21 protein-coding genes are annotated in these 18,665 nt (G+C 69.0%); 12 read left to right on the top strand and 9 right to left on the bottom strand.

Going from position 1 to position 18,665, the window contains the following annotated elements:
* The first annotated feature begins 35 nt into the window (after positions 1-35).
* On the top strand, positions 36-242 hold the full coding sequence (locus tag ABDV68_RS04855) for a hypothetical protein (RefSeq protein WP_343518536.1): 207 nt from the start codon (positions 36-38) through the stop codon (positions 240-242).
* Positions 243-248: 6 nt separating this feature from the next.
* On the opposite strand, the gene ABDV68_RS04850 is transcribed toward ABDV68_RS04855, so the two are convergent.
* Complete coding sequence (locus tag ABDV68_RS04850) at positions 249-1,553, bottom strand: hemolysin family protein (protein ID WP_343518534.1); 1,305 nt, start codon at positions 1,551-1,553, stop codon at positions 249-251.
* A 129-nt stretch (positions 1,554-1,682) separates the two neighbouring features.
* Here ABDV68_RS04850 and ABDV68_RS04845 point away from each other — a divergent pair, with 129 nt between their 5' ends.
* Positions 1,683-2,360 (top strand): OmpA family protein, encoded by a 678-nt coding sequence (locus tag ABDV68_RS04845; protein WP_343518532.1) that lies wholly within the window; start codon positions 1,683-1,685, stop codon positions 2,358-2,360.
* Between the two features lie 16 nt (positions 2,361-2,376).
* On the opposite strand, the gene ABDV68_RS04840 is transcribed toward ABDV68_RS04845, so the two are convergent.
* Together ABDV68_RS04840 and ABDV68_RS04835 are read right to left on the bottom strand one after the other, a co-directional pair.
* On the bottom strand, positions 2,377-2,805 hold the full coding sequence (locus tag ABDV68_RS04840; protein WP_343518530.1) for a nucleoside deaminase: 429 nt from the start codon (positions 2,803-2,805) through the stop codon (positions 2,377-2,379).
* Between the two features lie 76 nt (positions 2,806-2,881).
* Positions 2,882-3,166, bottom strand: coding sequence for a hypothetical protein (locus tag ABDV68_RS04835; protein WP_343518529.1), 285 nt, complete (start codon positions 3,164-3,166; stop codon positions 2,882-2,884).
* Positions 3,167-3,326: 160 nt separating this feature from the next.
* Between ABDV68_RS04835 and rpmB the strand changes: the two genes are divergently transcribed.
* Positions 3,327-3,620, top strand: coding sequence for a 50S ribosomal protein L28 (rpmB, locus tag ABDV68_RS04830; RefSeq protein WP_343518528.1), 294 nt, complete (start codon positions 3,327-3,329; stop codon positions 3,618-3,620).
* A 73-nt stretch (positions 3,621-3,693) separates the two neighbouring features.
* Here the strand turns inward: rpmB and ABDV68_RS04825 are convergent, their stop codons facing one another.
* Complete coding sequence (locus ABDV68_RS04825) at positions 3,694-4,668, bottom strand: esterase-like activity of phytase family protein (protein WP_343518527.1); 975 nt, start codon at positions 4,666-4,668, stop codon at positions 3,694-3,696.
* A 382-nt stretch (positions 4,669-5,050) separates the two neighbouring features.
* Between ABDV68_RS04825 and ABDV68_RS04820 the strand changes: the two genes are divergently transcribed.
* Complete coding sequence (locus ABDV68_RS04820; RefSeq protein ID WP_343518526.1) at positions 5,051-5,419, top strand: glycine zipper 2TM domain-containing protein; 369 nt, start codon at positions 5,051-5,053, stop codon at positions 5,417-5,419.
* Between the two features lie 214 nt (positions 5,420-5,633).
* Positions 5,634-6,170, top strand: coding sequence for a porin family protein (locus ABDV68_RS04815; protein WP_343518525.1), 537 nt, complete (start codon positions 5,634-5,636; stop codon positions 6,168-6,170).
* A gap of 238 nt (positions 6,171-6,408) precedes the next feature.
* On the opposite strand, the gene phbB is transcribed toward ABDV68_RS04815, so the two are convergent.
* The 3 genes from phbB to ABDV68_RS04800 are packed head-to-tail and all read right to left on the bottom strand — an operon-like array spanning position 6,409 to position 10,379.
* Positions 6,409-7,131, bottom strand: a complete 723-nt coding sequence (phbB, locus tag ABDV68_RS04810) for an acetoacetyl-CoA reductase (protein WP_343518524.1) — start codon at positions 7,129-7,131, stop codon at positions 6,409-6,411.
* A gap of 30 nt (positions 7,132-7,161) precedes the next feature.
* Positions 7,162-8,163 (bottom strand): ferrochelatase, encoded by a 1,002-nt coding sequence (gene hemH, locus ABDV68_RS04805; RefSeq protein WP_343518523.1) that lies wholly within the window; start codon positions 8,161-8,163, stop codon positions 7,162-7,164.
* Entirely contained in the window at positions 8,160-10,379 is a 2,220-nt protein-coding gene (locus tag ABDV68_RS04800) for a molybdopterin cofactor-binding domain-containing protein (RefSeq protein WP_343518522.1), read from the bottom strand. Before ABDV68_RS04800 ends, hemH begins: the two co-directional genes overlap by 4 nt.
* 259 nt (positions 10,380-10,638) lie before the next feature.
* Between ABDV68_RS04800 and lgt the strand changes: the two genes are divergently transcribed.
* The 5 genes from lgt (at position 10,639) to ABDV68_RS04775 (ending at position 15,243) form a co-directional block, all read left to right on the top strand.
* Entirely contained in the window at positions 10,639-11,514 is an 876-nt protein-coding gene (gene lgt / locus ABDV68_RS04795) for a prolipoprotein diacylglyceryl transferase (protein WP_343518521.1), read from the top strand.
* A 3-nt stretch (positions 11,515-11,517) separates the two neighbouring features.
* Complete coding sequence (locus ABDV68_RS04790) at positions 11,518-12,567, top strand: SAM-dependent methyltransferase (RefSeq protein ID WP_343518519.1); 1,050 nt, start codon at positions 11,518-11,520, stop codon at positions 12,565-12,567.
* Positions 12,564-13,073, top strand: coding sequence for a GNAT family N-acetyltransferase (locus tag ABDV68_RS04785; RefSeq protein ID WP_343518517.1), 510 nt, complete (start codon positions 12,564-12,566; stop codon positions 13,071-13,073). Before ABDV68_RS04790 ends, ABDV68_RS04785 begins: the two co-directional genes overlap by 4 nt.
* Complete coding sequence (gene pgeF / locus ABDV68_RS04780; protein WP_343518516.1) at positions 13,070-13,837, top strand: peptidoglycan editing factor PgeF; 768 nt, start codon at positions 13,070-13,072, stop codon at positions 13,835-13,837. The genes ABDV68_RS04785 and pgeF overlap by 4 nt, the downstream gene beginning before the upstream one ends.
* Before the next feature lie 83 nt (positions 13,838-13,920).
* Positions 13,921-15,243 (top strand): cystathionine gamma-synthase family protein, encoded by a 1,323-nt coding sequence (locus ABDV68_RS04775; RefSeq protein WP_343518515.1) that lies wholly within the window; start codon positions 13,921-13,923, stop codon positions 15,241-15,243.
* A 17-nt stretch (positions 15,244-15,260) separates the two neighbouring features.
* Here the strand turns inward: ABDV68_RS04775 and ABDV68_RS04770 are convergent, their stop codons facing one another.
* Positions 15,261-16,331: a PepSY-associated TM helix domain-containing protein gene (locus ABDV68_RS04770; protein WP_343518514.1), complete on the bottom strand. Its 1,071-nt coding sequence runs from the start codon at positions 16,329-16,331 to the stop codon at positions 15,261-15,263.
* 23 nt (positions 16,332-16,354) lie between these two features.
* Positions 16,355-16,810 (bottom strand): hypothetical protein, encoded by a 456-nt coding sequence (locus tag ABDV68_RS04765; protein WP_343518512.1) that lies wholly within the window; start codon positions 16,808-16,810, stop codon positions 16,355-16,357.
* A gap of 162 nt (positions 16,811-16,972) precedes the next feature.
* On the opposite strand from ABDV68_RS04765, the gene thiL reads away from it, so the two are divergent.
* Entirely contained in the window at positions 16,973-17,851 is an 879-nt protein-coding gene (thiL, locus tag ABDV68_RS04760; RefSeq protein WP_343518511.1) for a thiamine-phosphate kinase, read from the top strand.
* A 188-nt stretch (positions 17,852-18,039) separates the two neighbouring features.
* Positions 18,040-18,665: sodium/proton-translocating pyrophosphatase (locus ABDV68_RS04755; protein ID WP_343518510.1), on the top strand; the 626-nt coding region annotated here is incomplete at its 3' end.

Raw genomic sequence — 18,665 nt, 5'->3', positions numbered from 1 at the left:
CTGAGCATTCAGGGTTGGTCAGGTGAGTGAGATACATGGACGAACCCCAGCAAGCCGAATCCGCCGCCGGCACCGCGGCGATGTTCGAATGGGTGACGGTGACTCACCTCGTCATCGTCGCGCTGTGCGCGGTCGGCGCGATCGCGATCATCGTGGTCGGCCGGCGCCTGCTCCGACGCCGGATCGAGTCGCAGCGCGAGTTGGAGGAGCGCAATCCGGCGGACGACGAGCCGCGCGGCTGAGCCGCCTCAGTCCAGCTCGCTCACCAGCAATTTGTCGATCTTGTGCCCGTCCATGTCGACGATCTCGAAGCGCCAGCCCTGCTCGGTGAAGCTCTCGCCCTCCTGCGGCAGCCGCTTCAGCACCGCGAGCGCGAGACCCGCCACGGTCGCATAGTCGCGGTCCTCGGGCAGCTCGATCTTGATCCGCTCGGCCAGCGCATCAGCCCCGAGCTGTCCGGAGACGAGCAGCGAGCCGTCGTCGCGCACCGTGATCGCCGGATGGTCGCCGGAATCCGCGTCCGAAGCGAACTCGCCGGCGATCGCGGCGAGCAGGTCGGCGGGGGTCACGATCCCCTCGAAATGCCCGTATTCGTCATGAACGAAGCCCATCGGCACCGCCGCGCGGCGCAGCGCGCCGAGCGCGTCCATCGCGTCGACCTGATCGGGCAGCACCGGCGCGGTGTGCATCAGCGCGCGCAAGTCGAGTGCATCGCCGCGGATCAATGCCGCGACCACGTCCCGCGCCTGCACCACGCCGATCACCGCGTCGACCGATCCCTCGGCGACCGGCATGCGCGTGTGCGGATTCTCGGCGAGCGTGGCGCGGATGCCGGCTTCGTCGAGATTGACGTCGAGCCACTCGACGTCGGTGCGCGGCGTCATCACCTCGCGCACCGGCCGGTCGGCGAGCCGCACCACGCCCGAGATGATCGAGCGCTCATGCTCCTCGATCACTCCCGAATGCGTCGCCTCGGCGACGAGCATGTGCAGCTCCTCGGCGGTGACGCGGTTCTCCGATTCGCGGTTCATGCCGAGCAGGCGGAACACCAAGGCGCTGCTCTGATCGAGCACCCACACCACCGGCGCGGTCACCCGCGCGAGCCACTTCATCGGCGTCGCCATCACCATCGCGATCGGCTCGGGCGAGCGCAGCGCGAACTGCTTGGGCACCAGCTCGCCGATGATCAGCGAGGCATAGGTGGTCAGCGCGATGACGATCGCGAAACCGACTGTCTGCGCCGTCTGCGGCTCGACCCCCAGCGCGGCGATGCGCGCACCCACCGGCATGCCGAGGCTCGCCCCCGAATAGGCGCCGGCGACGATGCCGATCAGCGTGATGCCGATCTGCACGGTCGACAGGAACTTGCCGGGATCGGCGGCGAGGTCGATCGCGGTCTGCGCGCCACGCCGTCCGGTGCGCACCATCGCCTCCAGCCGCGCCTTGCGCGCCGAGACGATCGCGAGCTCGGACATCGCGAACACGCCGTTGAGCGCAACCAGCGCCAGGATGATCGCGACGTCGATCCAGGGAAATGGGGGGAGCGGGTCCATTGGCCTGCAATCCCATAGTCGCATTCAGCTGAGTTTCACAACGCCCGTCTACATCGCGGGTCGATGCGAGGACGGAACAACACCATCGCTCGCGCGATTCTGGGTCACGAATTCAAGAGGAGGAAGTTCATGCGTAACCTCGGCAATTGGCCGCTCGTCCCCGCCATCGCGGCGCTCGCGCTCACCGGCGCCTGCGTCACCGATCCGGTGACCGGCGAGCAGCGCATGTCCAAGGCCGGGATCGGCGCGATCGGCGGCGCGCTCGGCGGCTATATCCTGGGCGACATCGTCGGCGGCCGGCGCGACCGGTCTGAAAAGATCATCGGCGCCGGCATCGGCGCGATCGGCGGCGCCGCGATCGGCAGCTACATGGACCGGCAGGAGCGCGAGATCCGCGAGCGCACCGCGGGCACCGATGTCGAGGTGATCCGCCGGGGCGACGACCTCATCCTGTCGATGCCGTCGGGCATCACCTTCGCCACCGACAGCTCGACGATCGAGCCGCAGTTCCGTCCCACGCTCGACAAGGTCGCCGACGTCCTCGACCGCTACAACCAGACCTATGTCGACGTCTACGGCCACACCGATTCGACCGGGTCCGACGCCTACAACCAGTCGCTGTCGGAGCGCCGCGCGGACGCGGTCGCCAGCTACCTCTCGATGCGCGGCGTCGAATCGGCACGGCTCGAAGCGGTCGGCTATGGCGAGACCCAGCCCGTCGCCGACAACGCCACGCTTGAAGGCCGCGCCCAGAACCGCCGCGTCGAGATCAAGATCGTCCCGGTCCGCGACAGCGACATGCGCTAGTCGTCAAGGCCGCAAACTAACGCCGCGCCGCGAAGAAGTCTCTGAGCAGCGCCCGCGCCTCGCTCTCGCCGATCCCGGAATAGACCTCCGGCCGGTGGTGGCAGGTGGGTTGCGCGAAGAAGCGCGGGCCGTGCTCGACCGCGCCGCCCTTGGGATCGGGTGCACCGTAATAGACGCGCGCAATGCGGGCGTGCGCGATCGCCCCGGCGCACATCGCGCAGGGCTCGAGCGTCACCCAGAGGTCGCAATCCTCGAGCCGCTCGCGGCCGAGCTTCGCCGCCGCGGCCCGAATCGCCAGCATCTCGGCATGCGCGGTCGGATCGCTCAGCCGGCGCGGCGCGTTGGCCGCCACCGCTACGATGGTGACGCCCCGCATCACCACCGCGCCCACCGGCACCTCCCCCGCGGCCGCAGCGTCGCGGGCGGCATCCAGGGCGGCGCGCATCGGGTCGGGCAAGGGGAACATCGCCCCGCTATGCCCGCGTGCGCCGTCCTTGGCCACCGTCGCGAATCAGCGTCCGCTACTGCGCCTTCGCCGCCGGCTGAGCGGGCTGCGCCTTCTCGACCTCGACCCTCGGCACCTGGATGGTCTTGTTCTCCATCACCACCGTCGGCACCTGAATCGTCTCATTGGTGTAGCCCATGCCGACCTTGCCGACATCGGCCTTCACCTCGGGCGCCTTGCCGCCTTCCAGCTTGACCTCGGGCAGCGAGCCGGACTGCATGTTCACGCTCAGCATGCCGAGCGAGATCATCACCACGATCACAACGGCGGCGAGACCCAATATGGCCAGGATTGCACGCATCGTTTCAGTCTCTCCAATTGAATCGTTTGCGTAATAACGCCGCATGGCAGATCGAAGTTGCACGCGACCGGTCGAACGAGGTTGACGAAAAGCCCCCGCCCCGGTATCGGGCCGCACTTTCCGGGACAACCGGAACAGGCATAAACCTAGGAATCAAGCGATGTCGCGCATTTGCGAGCTGACCGGCAAGGGCCGGCAGGTGGGACACAATGTTTCCCACGCCAACAACAAGACCAAGCGCACCTTTCTGCCCAACCTGCAGAATGTGACGCTGATGTCGGAGTCGCTGGAGCGCTCGGTGCGCCTGCGCGTCTCGACTCACGGCCTGCGTTCGGTCGAGCATAATGGCGGCCTCGACAACTGGCTGCTCAAGACCAGCGACGAGAAGCTCTCGCTCAAGGCACGCCGTCTGAAGCGCGAGATCGCCAAGAAGGCGACTGCCGCCGCGGCCTGAACCCGCAAGGGTTTCGCGGTATCGACCCGCCCGCTCCCGCAAGGGACGCGGGCCGTTCGGCGTTCTGGCCCCGCTACACATCCAGCCGGAACTTGAGCAGCAGCGAGCGCTGGAGCCACCACTGATTGTCGTCCGACGCGATCCACAGGATCGTGTCGCGTCCCTCGCGAGTCACCGCCACCGCCTCGAAGTTATCGTGCACCACCGGCGCGGCGAAGCGCGCGATCTCCCGACCGGTGGCGATTCGACCCGCACCCAGGCTGCCCCGCTCGATGATCGTCACCACCGCGGTGAACATCTCGCGTAGCGACGCCTTGCGGTTGAGCACCACCAGCCGCCCGTCGGGCAGCTCGGCGATGTCGGTCGGCTTGAACCCCCTGGGCGGACGGTAGCTGAACGCGAAGCCGCGCTGCCCGGCGCGCGCCGGATCGCCCGCGAACCAGAGACCGCGCCGCGTGCCCCTGGCGCCGCCGTCCTCGCTCTCCGCGAGCACGATGAAGCTGCCGTCGCGCAGCCGCACCATTGCTTCGGCACCGCCATTTTCGGGCCATTTCCTCATCGCCGGCGGCGCGGAATGTGCCTCCGCCCGTACAAAGCCCGGGGCGAAGCGCCAGATCTGGTTCGCCCGCTCGAACCCGACCCACAGCTGCCCGGTCGCGGGATCGCGAGTCAGCGATTCGCTGTCGCGCTCGGACTTGTGCCAGCCGCGTCCGGGTCCGGCGGGCAGCTCGGCGAAGCGCGGCTCGCGCACCTGCCAGTCGCGCCCCATGCGGAAGCTGACGATGTTCCCCCCGTCGCTCAGCAGCGTGAAGCGATCGCCGTCGACGGTCATCGCCGAGAATCCGCCGAACGCCGGGCGCGGACCCGTCAGATACACGCCGCCCATGAAGGTCAGCCCGCCGAGCTTCACCCGCGCCGGATCGCGCCAGTCGAGCGCCACCCGATGCGCTGCCATCTCGACCCTATCGGGCAGCAGCGGCAACCGCTCGTCCCCCGACCAGCTCGGCACGAACAGCAGCAGCAGGAGGACGGAAAGCAGGATGCGCATCGCGCTCCTCATAGCGGCCCGATTCCTGCCGCAAAGCTGAACCTTGGATAACGCAGATGTTCAGCCAGCGCTCAACCCTGTTCATCTAGGAGCAAGCGCAACGGGTCGTGCGCGCGTATTGCGCATCCCGCCGAACAGCCGGTGCGCGTCTTGAGAGACGCCCCGCCCGTGTTTCCCCGCGTTGCGTATCGGGGAATGGGCGCTTTCCCCCTCGGGCCCTCCTTGCCGCACCGGCCAATTCCCGTTCCCGCCCTCGGCTCGTTCGCTGAACGGAAGATAACCGCCGCATTCAGGCGGGGCTCAATGCCGATGTGCGAATCCTTGTTCAACGATCGCGGCAAGGGGCCGCATCGCACGAAACGGCAGAACAAGGAGAAAACCGATGTTCAAGAAGCTTTCCCTGATCGGCGCCGCGCTGGCGATGACCGGTACCGCGCTGATCCCCGCCACGCCCGCCGCGGCGCAGCGCTACGAGTATCGCGACGACCGCGGCTATGGTGATCGCGGCTACCGCAGCTATCGCGGCTATGACCGCCGCTACAACAACCGCTACAACCGCTATCGGGCGCGCGAGAAGTGCCGCGACGGTGACGGCGGCACGATCGTCGGCGCGATCGCCGGCGGCCTTGCCGGCAACGCCATCGCCGGCCGCGGCGATCGCACGCTCGGCACGATCCTCGGCGGTGCGGTGGGTGCTATCGCCGGCCGCGAGATCGACCGCTCGGACCGCCCGGGCTATTGCCGCCGCTAAGCCGTTAGCGGCTTGAACAAGGAGGCCGGCTCCCGCGAGGGGGCCGGCCTTACTTGCATCGGATACCAAGTGTATCAGTTGAGCAACACTCTGCGGCCAATCGCGCGATTCGAACGTCTTGGCGCTTGTTTCTGCCACATTCGCCACCCAGATGCGCCCTCCCCGAGGCACGGAGAACACGCGCCCAGGGCTGTAAAAAGGAATATAGAACAACATGAAGAAGATTGCTCTGGCGCTCGTCGCTCTGACTGCCGCCGCGACCCCGGCTTTCGCCCAGGACGAAGCTGCTCCCTTCACCGGCGGCCACATCACCGCGATCGTCGGCTACGACATGCTCGACCTCAATACCTCGGGCCTCGATAACCCCAACGGCCTGACCTATGGCGCTGCCCTGGGCTATGACTATCAGAGCGGCAACGTGCTGTTCGGCGTCGAGGGCGAAGTGATCGGTTCGACCGCCAAGATCGAGGCCGGCAACACCACCGTCGCGCGCGCGGGCCGCGATCTCTATGCGGGCGGCCGCATCGGCTACGTCTTCGGCCGCACCGCGGTCTACGGCAAGGTCGGCTATGCCAATGCGCGCGTCGAGACGATCGCGGGCGACGAGAATGGCGACGGCATCCGCTTCGGCGGCGGCGTCGAGCACAAGTTCACCGACAAGCTCTTCGTGAAGGGCGAGTACCGCTACACCAACTACGAAGCGGACGTTGAGCGTCACCAGGTCGTCGCCGGCGTCGGCGTGCGCTTCTGATGCGCTGATGCCGCGGTTTGGACAGCGCCGCGGCGTGAGATGAAGGAGGCCGGTTTCCGTGAGGAAGCCGGCCTTTTCTGTGACGGGAGCATATGCTCCACTTGTCGTCACCCGGCCTTGAGCCGGGACCCGGCTTCTTCACTGCACCCCGCAGCACGGGCAAAGCCCGCGCTGGCGTCGGACGGGTTCCGCCAAGGCGACGCCCCCCCGCGCCCAGCCCGCCCCGGCGAAAGCCGGGTCAGTACATATGCTGCCCGCCGTTGATGCTCAGCGTCGATCCGGTGACGAACCCGCCCTCCTCCGAGCAGAGGAACGCCACGCCGCGCGCGATCTCGTTGGCTTGGCCCAGGCGGCCGACCGGGATCTTGGCCACGATCTTCTCGAGCACCTCGGCCGGCACCGCCGCCACCATGTCGGTGTCGATATAGCCCGGCGCGATCGCATTCACCGTCACCCCGGCGCGCGCGCCTTCCTGCGCCAGCGCCTTGGTGAAGCCGTGGATGCCGCTCTTCGCCGCAGCATAGTTGACCTGGCCGTACTGCCCGGCCTGGCCGTTGATCGAGCCGATGTTGACGATCCGCCCCCATTTGCGCTCGCGCATGCCGGGGAAGGTGCCCTTGGCCATGTTGAAGCAACCGCCGAGATTGGTATCCATGACCTCCTTCCACATCTGGTAGGTCATCTTGAGGATCGTGCCGTCGCGCGTGATGCCGGCATTGTTGACCAGCACGTCGACCGGCCCCAGCGCGCTCTCGACCTGCGCGATCCCGGCCTGGCACGCGTCATAGTCGGCGACGTCCCATTTGAACGCCTTGATCCCGGTGCGCTCGGTGAATTCGGCGGCGCGCTGGTCGTTTCCGGCATAGTTGGCGGCGACCTCCATCCCCATGTCCTTGAGCGCGACGCTGATCGCCTCGCCGATCCCGCGCGTGCCGCCGGTTACGATCGCTACCCGTGCCATGAACCTCTCCCGAAATGGTTGAAGGAAAGGCTAGGCAAGCTCCGTCCAGCCCGCAAGCTCCCTTGCGAGAATGTTGCGCAACATGAACAGCCCCGGCGCGCTATCGTTGAGGCACTCGAGATAGGCGAAGCGCTCGCCCCCCGCCGCCTCGAAGCTCGCCCGCCCGCGGATCGCCAGCTCCTCCAGCGTCTCGAGGCAGTCCGCGGCAAAGCCCGGCGCGACCACCGCGACCCGCTTGACGCCCTTGCCCGGCAACGCCGCGAGCGTCGCATCGGTCGCTGGCTCCAGCCATTTCGCCCGCCCGAAGCGCGACTGGAACGCGACGATCAGCTCGCGCCCCAGCGCCTCGCTCAGCAGCCGCGCCGTCTTCACGCAATGGCAATGATAGGGATCGCCCAGCTCCAGCGTCCGCTGCGGCATCCCATGGAAGCTCGCGACGAGCGCCTGCGGCTCGAAATCGAGCGCGGCGAGCTGCGCCTCGACCGAGTCCTTGAGCGCAGCGATATAGGCCGGGTCGTCATGATAGGGCGGCAGCGTCCGCACCGCCGGCTGCCAACGCATCCCCGCCAGCGCCGCGAATGCCGCGTCGTTGGCGGTCGCGGTCGTCGCCGCGCAATATTGCGGATAGAGCTGTGCGATCAGGATGCGCTCGCACCCCGCTTCCTTCATCGCCGCGAGCCGATCGCCGATCGCCGGATTGCCGTAGCGCATCGCCCAGTCGACGCGCACCTTCGGCCACGCGTCCTGCAGCGCCTTCGCCTGCCGCGCGGTGATCGCCGCCAGCGGCGACCCCTCATCGGTCCACACCAGCCCATAGGCGTGCGCCGACTTCCTCGGCCGCGTGCGCAGGATCACGCCGCGCAGGATCGGCTGCCACACGATCTGTGGGATCTCGACCACGCGCCGGTCCGACAGGAACTCGGCGAGGTAGCGCCGCACCGCCGGCGCATCGGGCGCGTCGGGCGTGCCAAGATTGACCAGCAGCACCCCGACCTTGCGCTCGGGGATCATGGGGTGTCCGGCCGGGGTCATTCGCCGCCCGGGATCAGTGGAAGCTGGCGCAGCCGCACGCCGGTCGCGGCGTGCAGCGCATTGGCGATCGCCGGCGCGACGGGCGGCACCGCGAGCTCGCTCACCCCCCCGGGATCGGCGTCGCTCGCGATCAGCTCGACCATGATCTGCGGCGAGTCCGCCAGCCGCGGCAGCTCGAGATCGCGCAAGCTGCGCGCATCGGGCCGGTTGCCGGTGAAGCCGGTCGTCGCGCCCAGCGCCGCGGCCATGCCGAAGATCAACCCGCCTTCGATCTGCTGCTCGACCACGCTCGGGTTGACCACGCGCCCGCAATCGACTGCGGCGACCAGCCGGTCGACCTTGACGCGCTGGTCGCCGCCGACCGAGGCCTCGGCCATCACCGCGATATAGCTCCCGCGAAAGGCGTGGCAGGCCAGCCCCTGTCCGCTCCCCGGCAATCCACCCTGCCACCCGCCGAGCGAGGTCACCGTCGACAGGCAGCGCGCCAGCCGCGGCTCGGCCGCCAGCATCGCGATGCGGAACGAGAAGGCCTCGACCTCGGCGACATGCGCCAGCTCGTCGATGAAGCTCTCGGTGAAGAAGGCGGTGTAGCTGTGTGCGCCCGAGCGCCAATAGCCGGTGGGCACGCCGATCTCCGCGGGATGGTGGTCGATCGCGAGCGCCGGGATGCGATAGGGCGGCCGCGCCCCTGCCACCGCCGACGCGTCGCCGATCCCGCTCATGGCGAGGCTCGCCCCGACCGTCCCGCCGCCACCGGTGAGCCGCTTCGCCAGCTCGTGTCCGGTCGACGGCGCCGCGATCTTGGCGAGCCAGCCCGCGATGCTGCCGTTCGACCCCAGTTTCGCCGTCATCCGCGCCGCCGCCGGCGCGCGGAAGCGGTCATGCGCGCTGGTCTCACCGCGCGACCAGGTTAGTTGCACCGGCTTCTTCACCGCGCGCGCGATCAGCGCCGCCTGCTCGGCGACCTGATGCTCCAGATTCTGGCCAAACGATCCGCCCGCCAGCACCGGGTGCACCACCACCTCGCCGGTGCCGATCCCCAGCACCCGCGCCACCGCGGCGCGCGCCAGCCCCGGCGCCTGAGTCGGGAGCCACAGGCGCGCCCGGCCATCCTCCCACACCGCGGTCGCGCTCATCGGCTCGATCGCGGCATGCAGCGCCAGCCCGGCGCGATACTCGGCCGTCACCACCCGCGCGCCCGCGAACGCCGCGGCGAGATCCCCCGCCGACGCCATCCGCTCGCCTTCGCCGTCGAGCGCGGCATCGAGCGCGGCCTGGATCGTCTCGCTCTCCACCCGGCCCGCCACCTCGAAGCGCGGGTTGAGCGCCTCCAGCGCCTGGCTCGCCGCCCACCAATTGTTGGCGACCGCCGCGACCCACATCTCGTTCTTCACGATCTGCAGCGTCCCCGGCACGTCGCGCGCCGCCGCCTCGTCGATCGCAGCAAGCTTCACGGTTCCGACCGGTCCCTGGCGCAGCGCCGCGAATACCATCCCGGGCAAGCGGATGTCGCCCGCGAAATTCGCGCTGCCGTCGACCTTGCCCGGCGCGTCGAGCCGCGGCAGCGGTTCGCCGCTCAGCCGCCCGGTCTCGCCGTCGCGCAACGGCAGATCGTCGGGCACCTTCTCACTGGCGGCCGCGGCCGCGAGCTCGCCGAAGCGCAGCCGCTGCTGGCCGTGCACGACATGGCCGCCGGTGGTATCGCAATCCTGCCAGTCGACGCCCCAGCGCCGCGCCGCCGCCTTGCACAGCATCGCCCGCGCCGCCGCGCCTGCCGCGCGCAGCGGCGCCTCGAAGCTGCGCAGCGAGGTCGATCCGCCGGTCAGCATCACCGCGTTGCGCACCGCCCAGCTCCGCTCGAGCCGCTCGGGCAGCACGCCGGGGAACAGCTCGCCCAGCGCCAGCGCATTGGCATAGAGCGGATTCAAGGGCGCCTGCTCGACCCCGACCATGCGCCAGTCGGCGCCAAGCTCGTCGGCAAGCATTTGCGGCAAGGTCGTGAACACGCCCTGGCCATATTCGCATTGCGGGATCGCGACGGTGACCTGGCCGTTGGTGGCGATCTTGAGCCATGCGCCGAACGCGGTCTCGTTGTCGCGTGCGCTCAAATTGGGAAGATAGGCGCGCGGCCATACGGCCCAGGCGACGACCAGCCCGATCCCCGCGCCGCCGCCGATCAGCAGCGTGCGCCGATCGATGCCCTTCCTTCGCTCCATCGCCCACGCTCTACCCGCGGTTCAATCGGCACGCCAGCCGTGGCAAGCGACAATAATCCTCCCCCGCCAGGGGGAGCTGGCAGGCGCCGCCTTACGGAGGGGGCGGAAGCACGCCGCTATGTTCTGGAATCCTCCCTCCGTCGCGCTACGCGCGCCACCTCCCCCTGGCGGGGAGGATGGAATCGAGCCGCCGCATCCAAGTCTTGGGTTTGCCGTGATATGCGGATAGGACAGCGCCGAACCCCCGGGAGGCATCCACTTGATCCTGTCCACCGCCGCTGCCGCCGCTGCGAACCATATCCAGTTCAGCCAGCTCGGCCTCGATCCGGTCGCGCTCGACCTCGGCTTCTTCCAGCTCAAATGGTATTCGCTCGCCTATATCGCGGGCATCCTGATCGGCTGGTGGTACCTGCTCAAGCTGCTCGCCCAGCCTGGCGCGCCGATGGCCCGCCGCCATGCCGACGACATGGTGTTCTATGCGACGATCGGCATCATCGTCGGCGGCCGCCTCGGTTATGCGATCTTCTATCAGCCGCAGCTGTTCGTCGAGCCGTTGAAGCTGCTGCAGTTGTGGGAAGGCGGCATGTCCTTCCATGGCGGCGTGATCGGCGTCACGCTCGCCATCCTGTGGCTGTGTCGCAAGGAAAAGCTCAGCTGGCTGCGCGTCCACGATTACGTCGCCTGCTGCGTCCCCTTCGGCCTGTTCTTCGGCCGCCTCGCCAATTTCGTGAACGGCGAGCTGTGGGGCCATCAGACCAATGTCGCCTGGGCGATCGTGTTCGAGCGTACCGGCGGCAATGTGCCGCGCCATCCGAGCCAGCTCTACGAAGCGGGACTCGAGGGACTGCTGCTCTTCGCCGTGCTGTGGTTCCTGTTCTGGAAGACCGAGGCACGCTACCAGCCGGGCAAGCTCGTCGGCACCTTCCTGCTCGGCTACGGCCTGTCGCGCTGGTTCGTCGAATTCTTCCGCGAGCATGACTCGCAGTTCGACGGCACGATCTTCGCGACCCCGGGCCTGCACATGGGCCAGCTGCTCACCGTGCCGATGATCGTCGGCGGCCTCTACCTGATCGCGACCGCCAAGAAGCGCCGCGAGCGGGTCGAGCCGATCGCCGGCGGCCCCAGCGTCGCCTGAGACATGTCGGAGGAAGGTCCGCTCCCCGAACGGATCGCCCGCGCCATCACGCTCGCGGGGCCGATCCCGCTGTCGCAATTCATGGGCGCGGCGAACACGCATTATTACGCCACGCGCGATCCGCTGGGCACGCGCGGCGACTTCACCACCGCCCCTGAGATCAGCCAGATGTTCGGCGAGCTGATCGGCCTCGCGCTGGCGGACCTGTGGGATCGCGCGGGACGCCCGCGGTCGCATTATGTCGAGTTCGGCCCCGGCCGCGGCACGCTCGCCGCCGATGCGCTGCGCGCAATGGCCAGCGCGGGCCTGACGCCGCCGGTCCATTTCGTCGAGAACAGCCCGGTGCTCCGCGCCGAGCAGGCCAGGGCGGTGCCCCATGCCGAGTGGGCGATCGACCTGGTCGGTCTGCCCGACGATGCGCCGCTGCTCGTCGTCGCCAACGAATTCTTCGACGCGCTCCCGATCCGGCAGCTGGTCAAGACCGCCGAAGGGTGGCGCGAGCGGCTCGTCGCCTGCCAGGACACGCTGTTCCTGCCGGTGGTCGGCAATACCGTGTTCGACCCGATCATCCCGCCCGAGTTCCGCGACGCGCCCGCGGGCTCGATCCTCGAGACCTCGCCGCCCAGCGTCGCCGTGCTGCGCGCGCTCGCCGCGCGCCTGCTCGCCCAGGGCGGCGCGGCGCTGATCATCGACTATGGCTATGCCGGCCCGGCGATCGGCGACACGCTCCAGGCGGTGCGCGGCCACGCCTATGCCAACCCGTTCGAGGATCCGGGCGAGGCCGACCTCACCGCGCATGTCGATTTCGGCACCCTGGTCGAGGCGGCGCGCGTCGAGGGCCTCGTCGCGCACGGTCCGGTCACCCAGGGCGCCTTCCTCGACGCGCTCGGCATCGCGCCTCGCGCCGCCGCGCTCGCCAAGGCGTCGCCCGACCGCGCCGACGAGATCGCCGTCGCCCGCGACCGCCTGACCGGCGACGAGGCGATGGGCGAGCTGTTCAAGGTCATCGCCCTCACCGCGCCCGATTGGCCAACCCCCGCAGGCTTCGCATGATCACTTACGACACGCCCGCTGCGCACGATGCCGACGCGCTCGACACGATGGCGCGCGACGCCTGGGTCCGCACTTTCGGTCATGGCTATAGCGACGCCGATCGCGACGCTTATGTCGGCTATGCCTACGGCCCGACCGGCCAGCTCCGCGCGCATCTCACCGATCCGGCCACCTCCTGGCAGGTCGCACGCGATGGCGACGAGATCATCGGCTATGCCAAGCTGGTGCCGCCCTGGCTCGACCAAGCCGGCCCCGGCGATCTCCAGCTCGCGCAGATCTACGTCGCGCATGGCTGGCACGGCCGCGGCATCGCCAAGGCCTTGATGGACTGGAGCATCGCCACCGCCCGCGCCCGCAACGCGCCTGCGCTGCTGCTCACGGTGTTCGAGGAGAATGCGCGCGCGATTCGCTTCTACGCCAAGTACGGCTTCGTCCATATCGGCGACTATGCCTTCCCGGTCGGCAAGAAGATCGACCGCGACCTGATCATGAAGCTCGACCTGTGAGCGAGCGGGTCGAGGTCGTCCGCGCGCGCGCCCTCGAAGGCGTCGCCCACGGCTTCCTCGGCCGCACCGGCGGCGTTTCGACCGGTCCCACCGCCAGCCTCGACATGGGCCGCCGCGGCCGCCCGCCCACGCCCGAGTTGATCGAGAACCAGCGCCGCGCCCTCGCCGCTGTCGCGCCGGGCACGCAGCTGGTCGGCCTCTACCAGGTCCATAGCGCCGACGCCGTTACCGTGCTCGAGCCGTGGAGCGACGAGCTCCGCCCGCATGCCGACGCGCTGGTCACCAACCGTCCCGGCCTCACGCTGGGCATCCTCACCGCCGACTGCGCGCCGGTCCTCCTCGCCGATCGCGAGGCGGGTGTCATCGGTGCCGCGCATGCCGGGTGGAAGGGCGCGATCGGCGGCGTCACCGACTCGACCATCGCCGCGATGGAAGCGCTCGGCGCGCGCCGCGAGCACATCACCGCCGCGGTCGGCCCCTGCATCGCCCGCGCGAGCTACGAGGTCGACGAGGGCTTCCGCATCCGCTTCGCCGAGCTCGATCCCGTCAACGCCCGCTTCTTCATCCCCGGCCGCGACGGCCGCCACCAGTTCGACCTCGAAGCCTATGTCGTCCACCGCCTCGCCGCCGCCGGCCTGCGCAGCGTCGAGGCGCTCGGCGAGGACACCTATTCCCAGCCCGAGCGCTTCTACAGCTTCCGCCGCGCCACGCATCGCGGCGAACCCGATTACGGCCGTCAGATTTCGCTGATCGCCCTGACTTGATCGCATTGACCAGTTGAAGCGTTGGTGCGAGTGCAGCTTGAAAGACGTTTCAACTGATACGATCCCGTGAGAGGCATCCAGCAATGACCGACAAGCCCGTCAAGCCCGACGAAGCCGCCCTCACCGGCACCACCCCGCGCCGCCGTCCCAAGCCTTCGGTCGACAAGGTCGGCGATCGCCAGCTCAGCCCCGCGACGCTGATGATGGGCCATGGCTACGACCCGATGCTGTCGGAGGGATCGCTCAAGCCCCCGATCTTCGCCACCTCGACCTTCGTCTTCCCCAACGCCGCCGCGGGCAAGCGCCATTTCGAGGGCGTCACCGGCAAGCGCCCCGGCGGCGCCGAGGGCCTGGTCTATTCGCGCTTCAACGGCCCCAACCAGGAGATTCTCGAGGATCGCCTCGGCATCTGGGAGGAGGCGGAGGACGCGCTCGCCTTCTCGTCGGGCATGTCCGCCATCGCCACGCTGTTCCTCGCCATGGTCAAGCCCGGCGACACGATCGTCCATAGCGGTCCGCTCTATGCCGCGACCGAGACGCTGATCGCGCGCATCCTCGGCAAGTTCGGCGTCCATTGGCTCGACTTCCCCGCCGGCGCCACGCGCGAGGAGATCGACGCGGTCCTGGCCAAGGCCGCCTCGGGCAATGTCGCGCTGATCTATCTCGAAAGCCCCGCCAACCCGACCAACGCGCTGGTCGATGTCGAGGCGGTCGCCGCCAGCCGCGACGCGATCTTCACGGGCGCCAACAAGCCGCCGATCGCGATCGACAACACCTTCCTCGGCCCGCTCTGGGCCAAGCCGCTCCAGCAGGGCGCCGACCTCGTCGTCTATTCGCTCACCAAATATGCCGGCGGCCACTCGGACCTCGTCGCGGGCGGCGTGCTCGGGTCGAAGGAACTGATCAACACCATCCGCCTGATGCGCAACACGATCGGCACGATCTGCGATCCCAACACCGCCTGGATGCTGCTCCGTTCGCTCGAGACGCTCGAACTCCGCATGTCCCGCGCGGGCGAGAACGCGGTCAAGGTCTGCGAATTCCTCCGCACCCACCCCAAGGTCGAGAAGGTCGGCTATCTCGGTTTCCTCGAAGAGGGCAGCCGCCAGGCCGACATCTACCAGCGCCACTGCACCGGCGCCGGCTCGACCTTCTCGCTCTATTTGAAGGGCGGCGAGAAGGAGGCGTTCGTCTTCCTCGACAGCCTCAGGATCGCCAAGCTGGCAGTCTCGCTCGGCGGCACCGAGACCCTCGCCTCCGCCCCCGCGGCGATGACCCACCTCTCGGTCCCCGACGCGCGCAAGAAGGCGCTCGGCATCACCGACAACCTCGTCCGCATCTCGATCGGCGTCGAGGACGCGGACGACCTCATCGCCGACTTCGAGGAGGCGCTGAAGGCGGTGTGACGCGCGGCGCGGGCGAGCTATGAACCCGCCGCGCCTCGTGCCGCGCGCCGCCGCAGTATCAGGCCCAGGACGACCATCGTCGCGAGCCACAGCCCGACCAGCATCACCAGCACCCGCCCCAGCGGTCCCGCGATCTCGCCGGTGTGCACCGGATAGGGCAGCGCCATGAACTTGTAGGCGGCGCTCGCCTTCTGCAGCGGCCATGCGCCACGCACGCTGGCGTCGTTGCCGTTCACCACGACCAGGCTGCCGCCATAGCCGTCCGCCCGGAAATACTCGCCTGGCTGGTTGACCCACAGGCGGAAGGAGGCGTCGGTGGCGGTCGGCATCGTCCCACCGACGAAACGGCTGCCCGGCACCGCCGCCTCCGCCGCCCGCGCGGCTGCCGCGAATCCGGCGCCGTCGCCTGCGGGCGGAATCGCCGGCGTGGTGATCGGCGGGGCGCCGATCGGCCCTTCGATACTATGCTCGAAATGGATGACCACCGCGGCCGCCACGACGACGAAGGCGGGTATGACGCCGGCCAGGCCGATCCGGCGGAACCATGCCCCTGTACGCCCGCTGCGATCCGGCTCCAGCAGCGCTTGCCATCGACCCGAACGCCGCAATGACCCGATGGCCCCGATCGACAGGCTGGCCAGCAGGAGGATGCCGCTGATCGCCAGGATCCATTCTCCCGTCTTCCCTGCTGCCAGCGACAGATGGACTTCGCGAACCCATTCGAGCGCGGTCCGCTCGCCATCGGGCATGTCGAGCAGCACCGTGCCGTCGCCCGCGATGCGCGCATTGCGCAGGGTCCCGTCGGTGGCAGTGTAGTTGAGGAAGAAGCGGTCCTTCATCCCTGCGGTGGTCCAGATCCAGTTGGCCTTCGCCTTGCCGCCCGCCGCCTCGATCGCCGCGATCCGCCGTTCGATCCCGGGAAAGTCCTTGGACGGTGCGATGGGGGAGACGATCCGGTCGTTGAGCTCGAAATGATAGGCCAGCATGATCCCGGTGACGGCGGTCAGCAGCCAGATCAACGCTGCCCCGACGCCAAGCGCGTTCAATATGCGAATCCCGACCGGCTTCGCGCCTCCCTCGGCCTGCATCGCTCTCTCCCCTCAGCTTCTCGTTATGGTTTCGCGTCACGCCGCGCGCGCTGGCCCTCCAGCTCCGCGACCCATTGCGCCGCCGTGGTCGGTCCGCTCGCCTCGAAATGCACATGGTCGGCCATCTCTTCGCGCACCGATACGAAGTAGAGCGCTCCCGTCGGCAGTTTCAGCTCGGCGATCTTCGCGGCCATCGCCGCTTCCTGGGCCGGTGTCGGCTTCGGGCGGGCAGGCTTGTAGAGCAGAACATCCCAGCCCTCACCGCCGGCGTGCAGGAACAGCTGCGTCGGCGGCTGGCCGCCCGCGACATTGACCTTGTCCCATTCGGCCATGCTGCGGATGAACGCCTCGGTCTTGCCGGGCGCCAGCCTGAACATCTCGAACACCGGTTGCGTCAGCTCGGCAGGCGGTGTCGCGCGTGCCGGCGCCAGCATCGCCGCGATGGTGATTGCGATCAGGATCGAAAGCCTTCGGTGCATCGTCGCCCCCGTTGCTTGGATCCGATGTTGCAACCCCCACGAAGCCGCGGGCAACCGGTGAAAACGGGTCAGGCCATGTCGAACCGGGTAACAGTTCCGCCTCTTGAGAACGGGTCGCGTTGCGGCTGGCCCCCGCGACCGCGCTCGCCTATCACCCACGCAGTGCCCGACGAGTTCGCCTTCCTCACCGCCTTGCGCGCGATCGCGACGCATCCTGCCGCCGCAGGACTCGCCGACGACACCGCCGTGCTCGACGTCGTCGCCGGCCGCCTGATCCTGACCAGCGATACCATGGTCGAGAGCGTCCACTACCGCCCGCACGACCCGGCGGACTCGATCGGGTGGAAGCTCGCCGCGGTCAACCTCTCCGACCTCGCCGCCAAGGGCGCGACGCCGACCGGCTGCCTGCTCAACTATGCCCTGTCGGGTGACGCCGATTGGGACCGCGCCTTTCTCGCCGGCCTCGACGAAGCCCTCACCCGCTTCGCCATGCCGCTGCTCGGCGGCGACACGGTGGCGGTGCCCCAAGGCGCACCACGCAGCCTCACCCTCACCGCGATCGGCACCGCGCAACCGAACACTCCGCTCCGTACCGGCGCTCGGCCCGGCGACGCTTTATGGGTCACCGGCCAGATCGGCAGTGCGGGCTTCGGTCCCGACGGCGAGCCGCGCGATCTCGCCCGCTACCTCCGCCCCCAGCCGCGCCTCGCGGCGGGCCAGGCGCTCGCGCCCGTCGCCACCGCGATGATGGACGTCTCCGATGGCCTGCTCATCGATGCCCGCCGCCTGGCCGAGGCCAGCCGCGTCGCGATCACGATCGACCTCGACGCCGTCCCGCTCGCCCTGCCCGGCCTCGATCCGCTCGCGGCCGCCACCGCCGGCGACGATTACGAGCTGCTCTTCACCTTGCCCGCCGGCATCGAACCGCCGGTGGCGGCGACGCGCATCGGCGTTGCCGGTGTGGGCACGGGCCTGACCTTGACCGCGGGTGGCGACCCTGTCCCGCTACCCGAACGGCTCGGCTATCGCCACGGCGGCTGAGCCAATCCTCCCTCGCCAGGGGGGATTGATTGACTGTCTCGCCCCACACCCCTTCATTTGCGTCAGCTTCGACAACTGGCCCCGGGCTGCTTGACAGCCCCCAACCCCGCTCTAGGCTCCGCCCCGACCACCGGCCGCACCGGACGAAGAACCGGGCGGCGGGCGGAGTTCTAGGGGAAGGATACCAGATGACGATTGTCTATATCGCCATCGCGTGCGGCGTACTCGCCGTGCTCTATGGTTTGGTGACATCGCAGCAAGTGCTGCGCGCGCCCGCGGGCGACCAGAAAATGCAGGACATCGCCGCCGCCATCCAGGAAGGCGCCAAGGCCTATCTCGGCCGTCAATACACCACCATCGCGATCGTCGGCGTGATCGTCGCCGTCGTGCTGTTCTTCACCCTCGGCGGGCTCTCGACCGCCGCCTTCCTGCTCGGGGCGGTGCTCTCGGGGGTCGCGGGCTATGTCGGCATGCACATCTCGGTGCGCGCCAACGTCCGTACCGCCGAAGCTGCGCGCAGCTCGCTGCAGGGCGGCCTCACGCTCGCCTTTCGCTCGGGCGCGATCACCGGGATGCTCGTCGCGGGCCTCGGCCTGCTCTCGATCTCGGCGCTTTTCTGGTATCTCGTCGGCCCCGCGCGAGCCGAGCCCAATGGCGAGGAGATCATCCACGCGCTCACCGCGCTAGCCTTCGGCGCCTCGCTGATCTCGATCTTCGCGCGCCTCGGCGGCGGCATCTTCACCAAGGCCGCCGACGTCGGCGCCGACCTGGTCGGCAAGGTCGAGGCCGGCATCCCCGAAGACGATCCCCGCAA

The sequence above is a fragment of the Sphingomonas sp. genome (genome assembly GCF_039595165.1).
Taxonomy (GTDB): domain Bacteria; phylum Pseudomonadota; class Alphaproteobacteria; order Sphingomonadales; family Sphingomonadaceae; genus Sphingomonas.
This window is presented reverse-complemented; position numbering and strand designations above follow the sequence as displayed.

Coding starts and splice junctions, on each gene's coding strand:
- ABDV68_RS04855 (WP_343518536.1), top strand. CDS start 36: ATGGACGAACCCCAGCAAGCCGAATCCGCCGCCGGCACCGCGGCGATG.
- ABDV68_RS04850 (WP_343518534.1), bottom strand. CDS start 1,553: ATGGACCCGCTCCCCCCATTTCCCTGGATCGACGTCGCGATCATCCTG.
- ABDV68_RS04845 (WP_343518532.1), top strand. CDS start 1,683: ATGCGTAACCTCGGCAATTGGCCGCTCGTCCCCGCCATCGCGGCGCTC.
- ABDV68_RS04840 (WP_343518530.1), bottom strand. CDS start 2,805: ATGCGCGCCGCCCTGGATGCCGCCCGCGACGCTGCGGCCGCGGGGGAG.
- ABDV68_RS04835 (WP_343518529.1), bottom strand. CDS start 3,166: ATGCGTGCAATCCTGGCCATATTGGGTCTCGCCGCCGTTGTGATCGTG.
- rpmB (WP_343518528.1), top strand. CDS start 3,327: ATGTCGCGCATTTGCGAGCTGACCGGCAAGGGCCGGCAGGTGGGACAC.
- ABDV68_RS04825 (WP_343518527.1), bottom strand. CDS start 4,668: ATGCGCATCCTGCTTTCCGTCCTCCTGCTGCTGCTGTTCGTGCCGAGC.
- ABDV68_RS04820 (WP_343518526.1), top strand. CDS start 5,051: ATGTTCAAGAAGCTTTCCCTGATCGGCGCCGCGCTGGCGATGACCGGT.
- ABDV68_RS04815 (WP_343518525.1), top strand. CDS start 5,634: ATGAAGAAGATTGCTCTGGCGCTCGTCGCTCTGACTGCCGCCGCGACC.
- phbB (WP_343518524.1), bottom strand. CDS start 7,131: ATGGCACGGGTAGCGATCGTAACCGGCGGCACGCGCGGGATCGGCGAG.
- hemH (WP_343518523.1), bottom strand. CDS start 8,163: ATGACCCCGGCCGGACACCCCATGATCCCCGAGCGCAAGGTCGGGGTG.
- ABDV68_RS04800 (WP_343518522.1), bottom strand. CDS start 10,379: ATGGAGCGAAGGAAGGGCATCGATCGGCGCACGCTGCTGATCGGCGGC.
- ABDV68_RS04790 (WP_343518519.1), top strand. CDS start 11,518: ATGTCGGAGGAAGGTCCGCTCCCCGAACGGATCGCCCGCGCCATCACG.
- ABDV68_RS04785 (WP_343518517.1), top strand. CDS start 12,564: ATGATCACTTACGACACGCCCGCTGCGCACGATGCCGACGCGCTCGAC.
- ABDV68_RS04775 (WP_343518515.1), top strand. CDS start 13,921: ATGACCGACAAGCCCGTCAAGCCCGACGAAGCCGCCCTCACCGGCACC.
- ABDV68_RS04770 (WP_343518514.1), bottom strand. CDS start 16,331: ATGCAGGCCGAGGGAGGCGCGAAGCCGGTCGGGATTCGCATATTGAAC.
- ABDV68_RS04765 (WP_343518512.1), bottom strand. CDS start 16,810: ATGCACCGAAGGCTTTCGATCCTGATCGCAATCACCATCGCGGCGATG.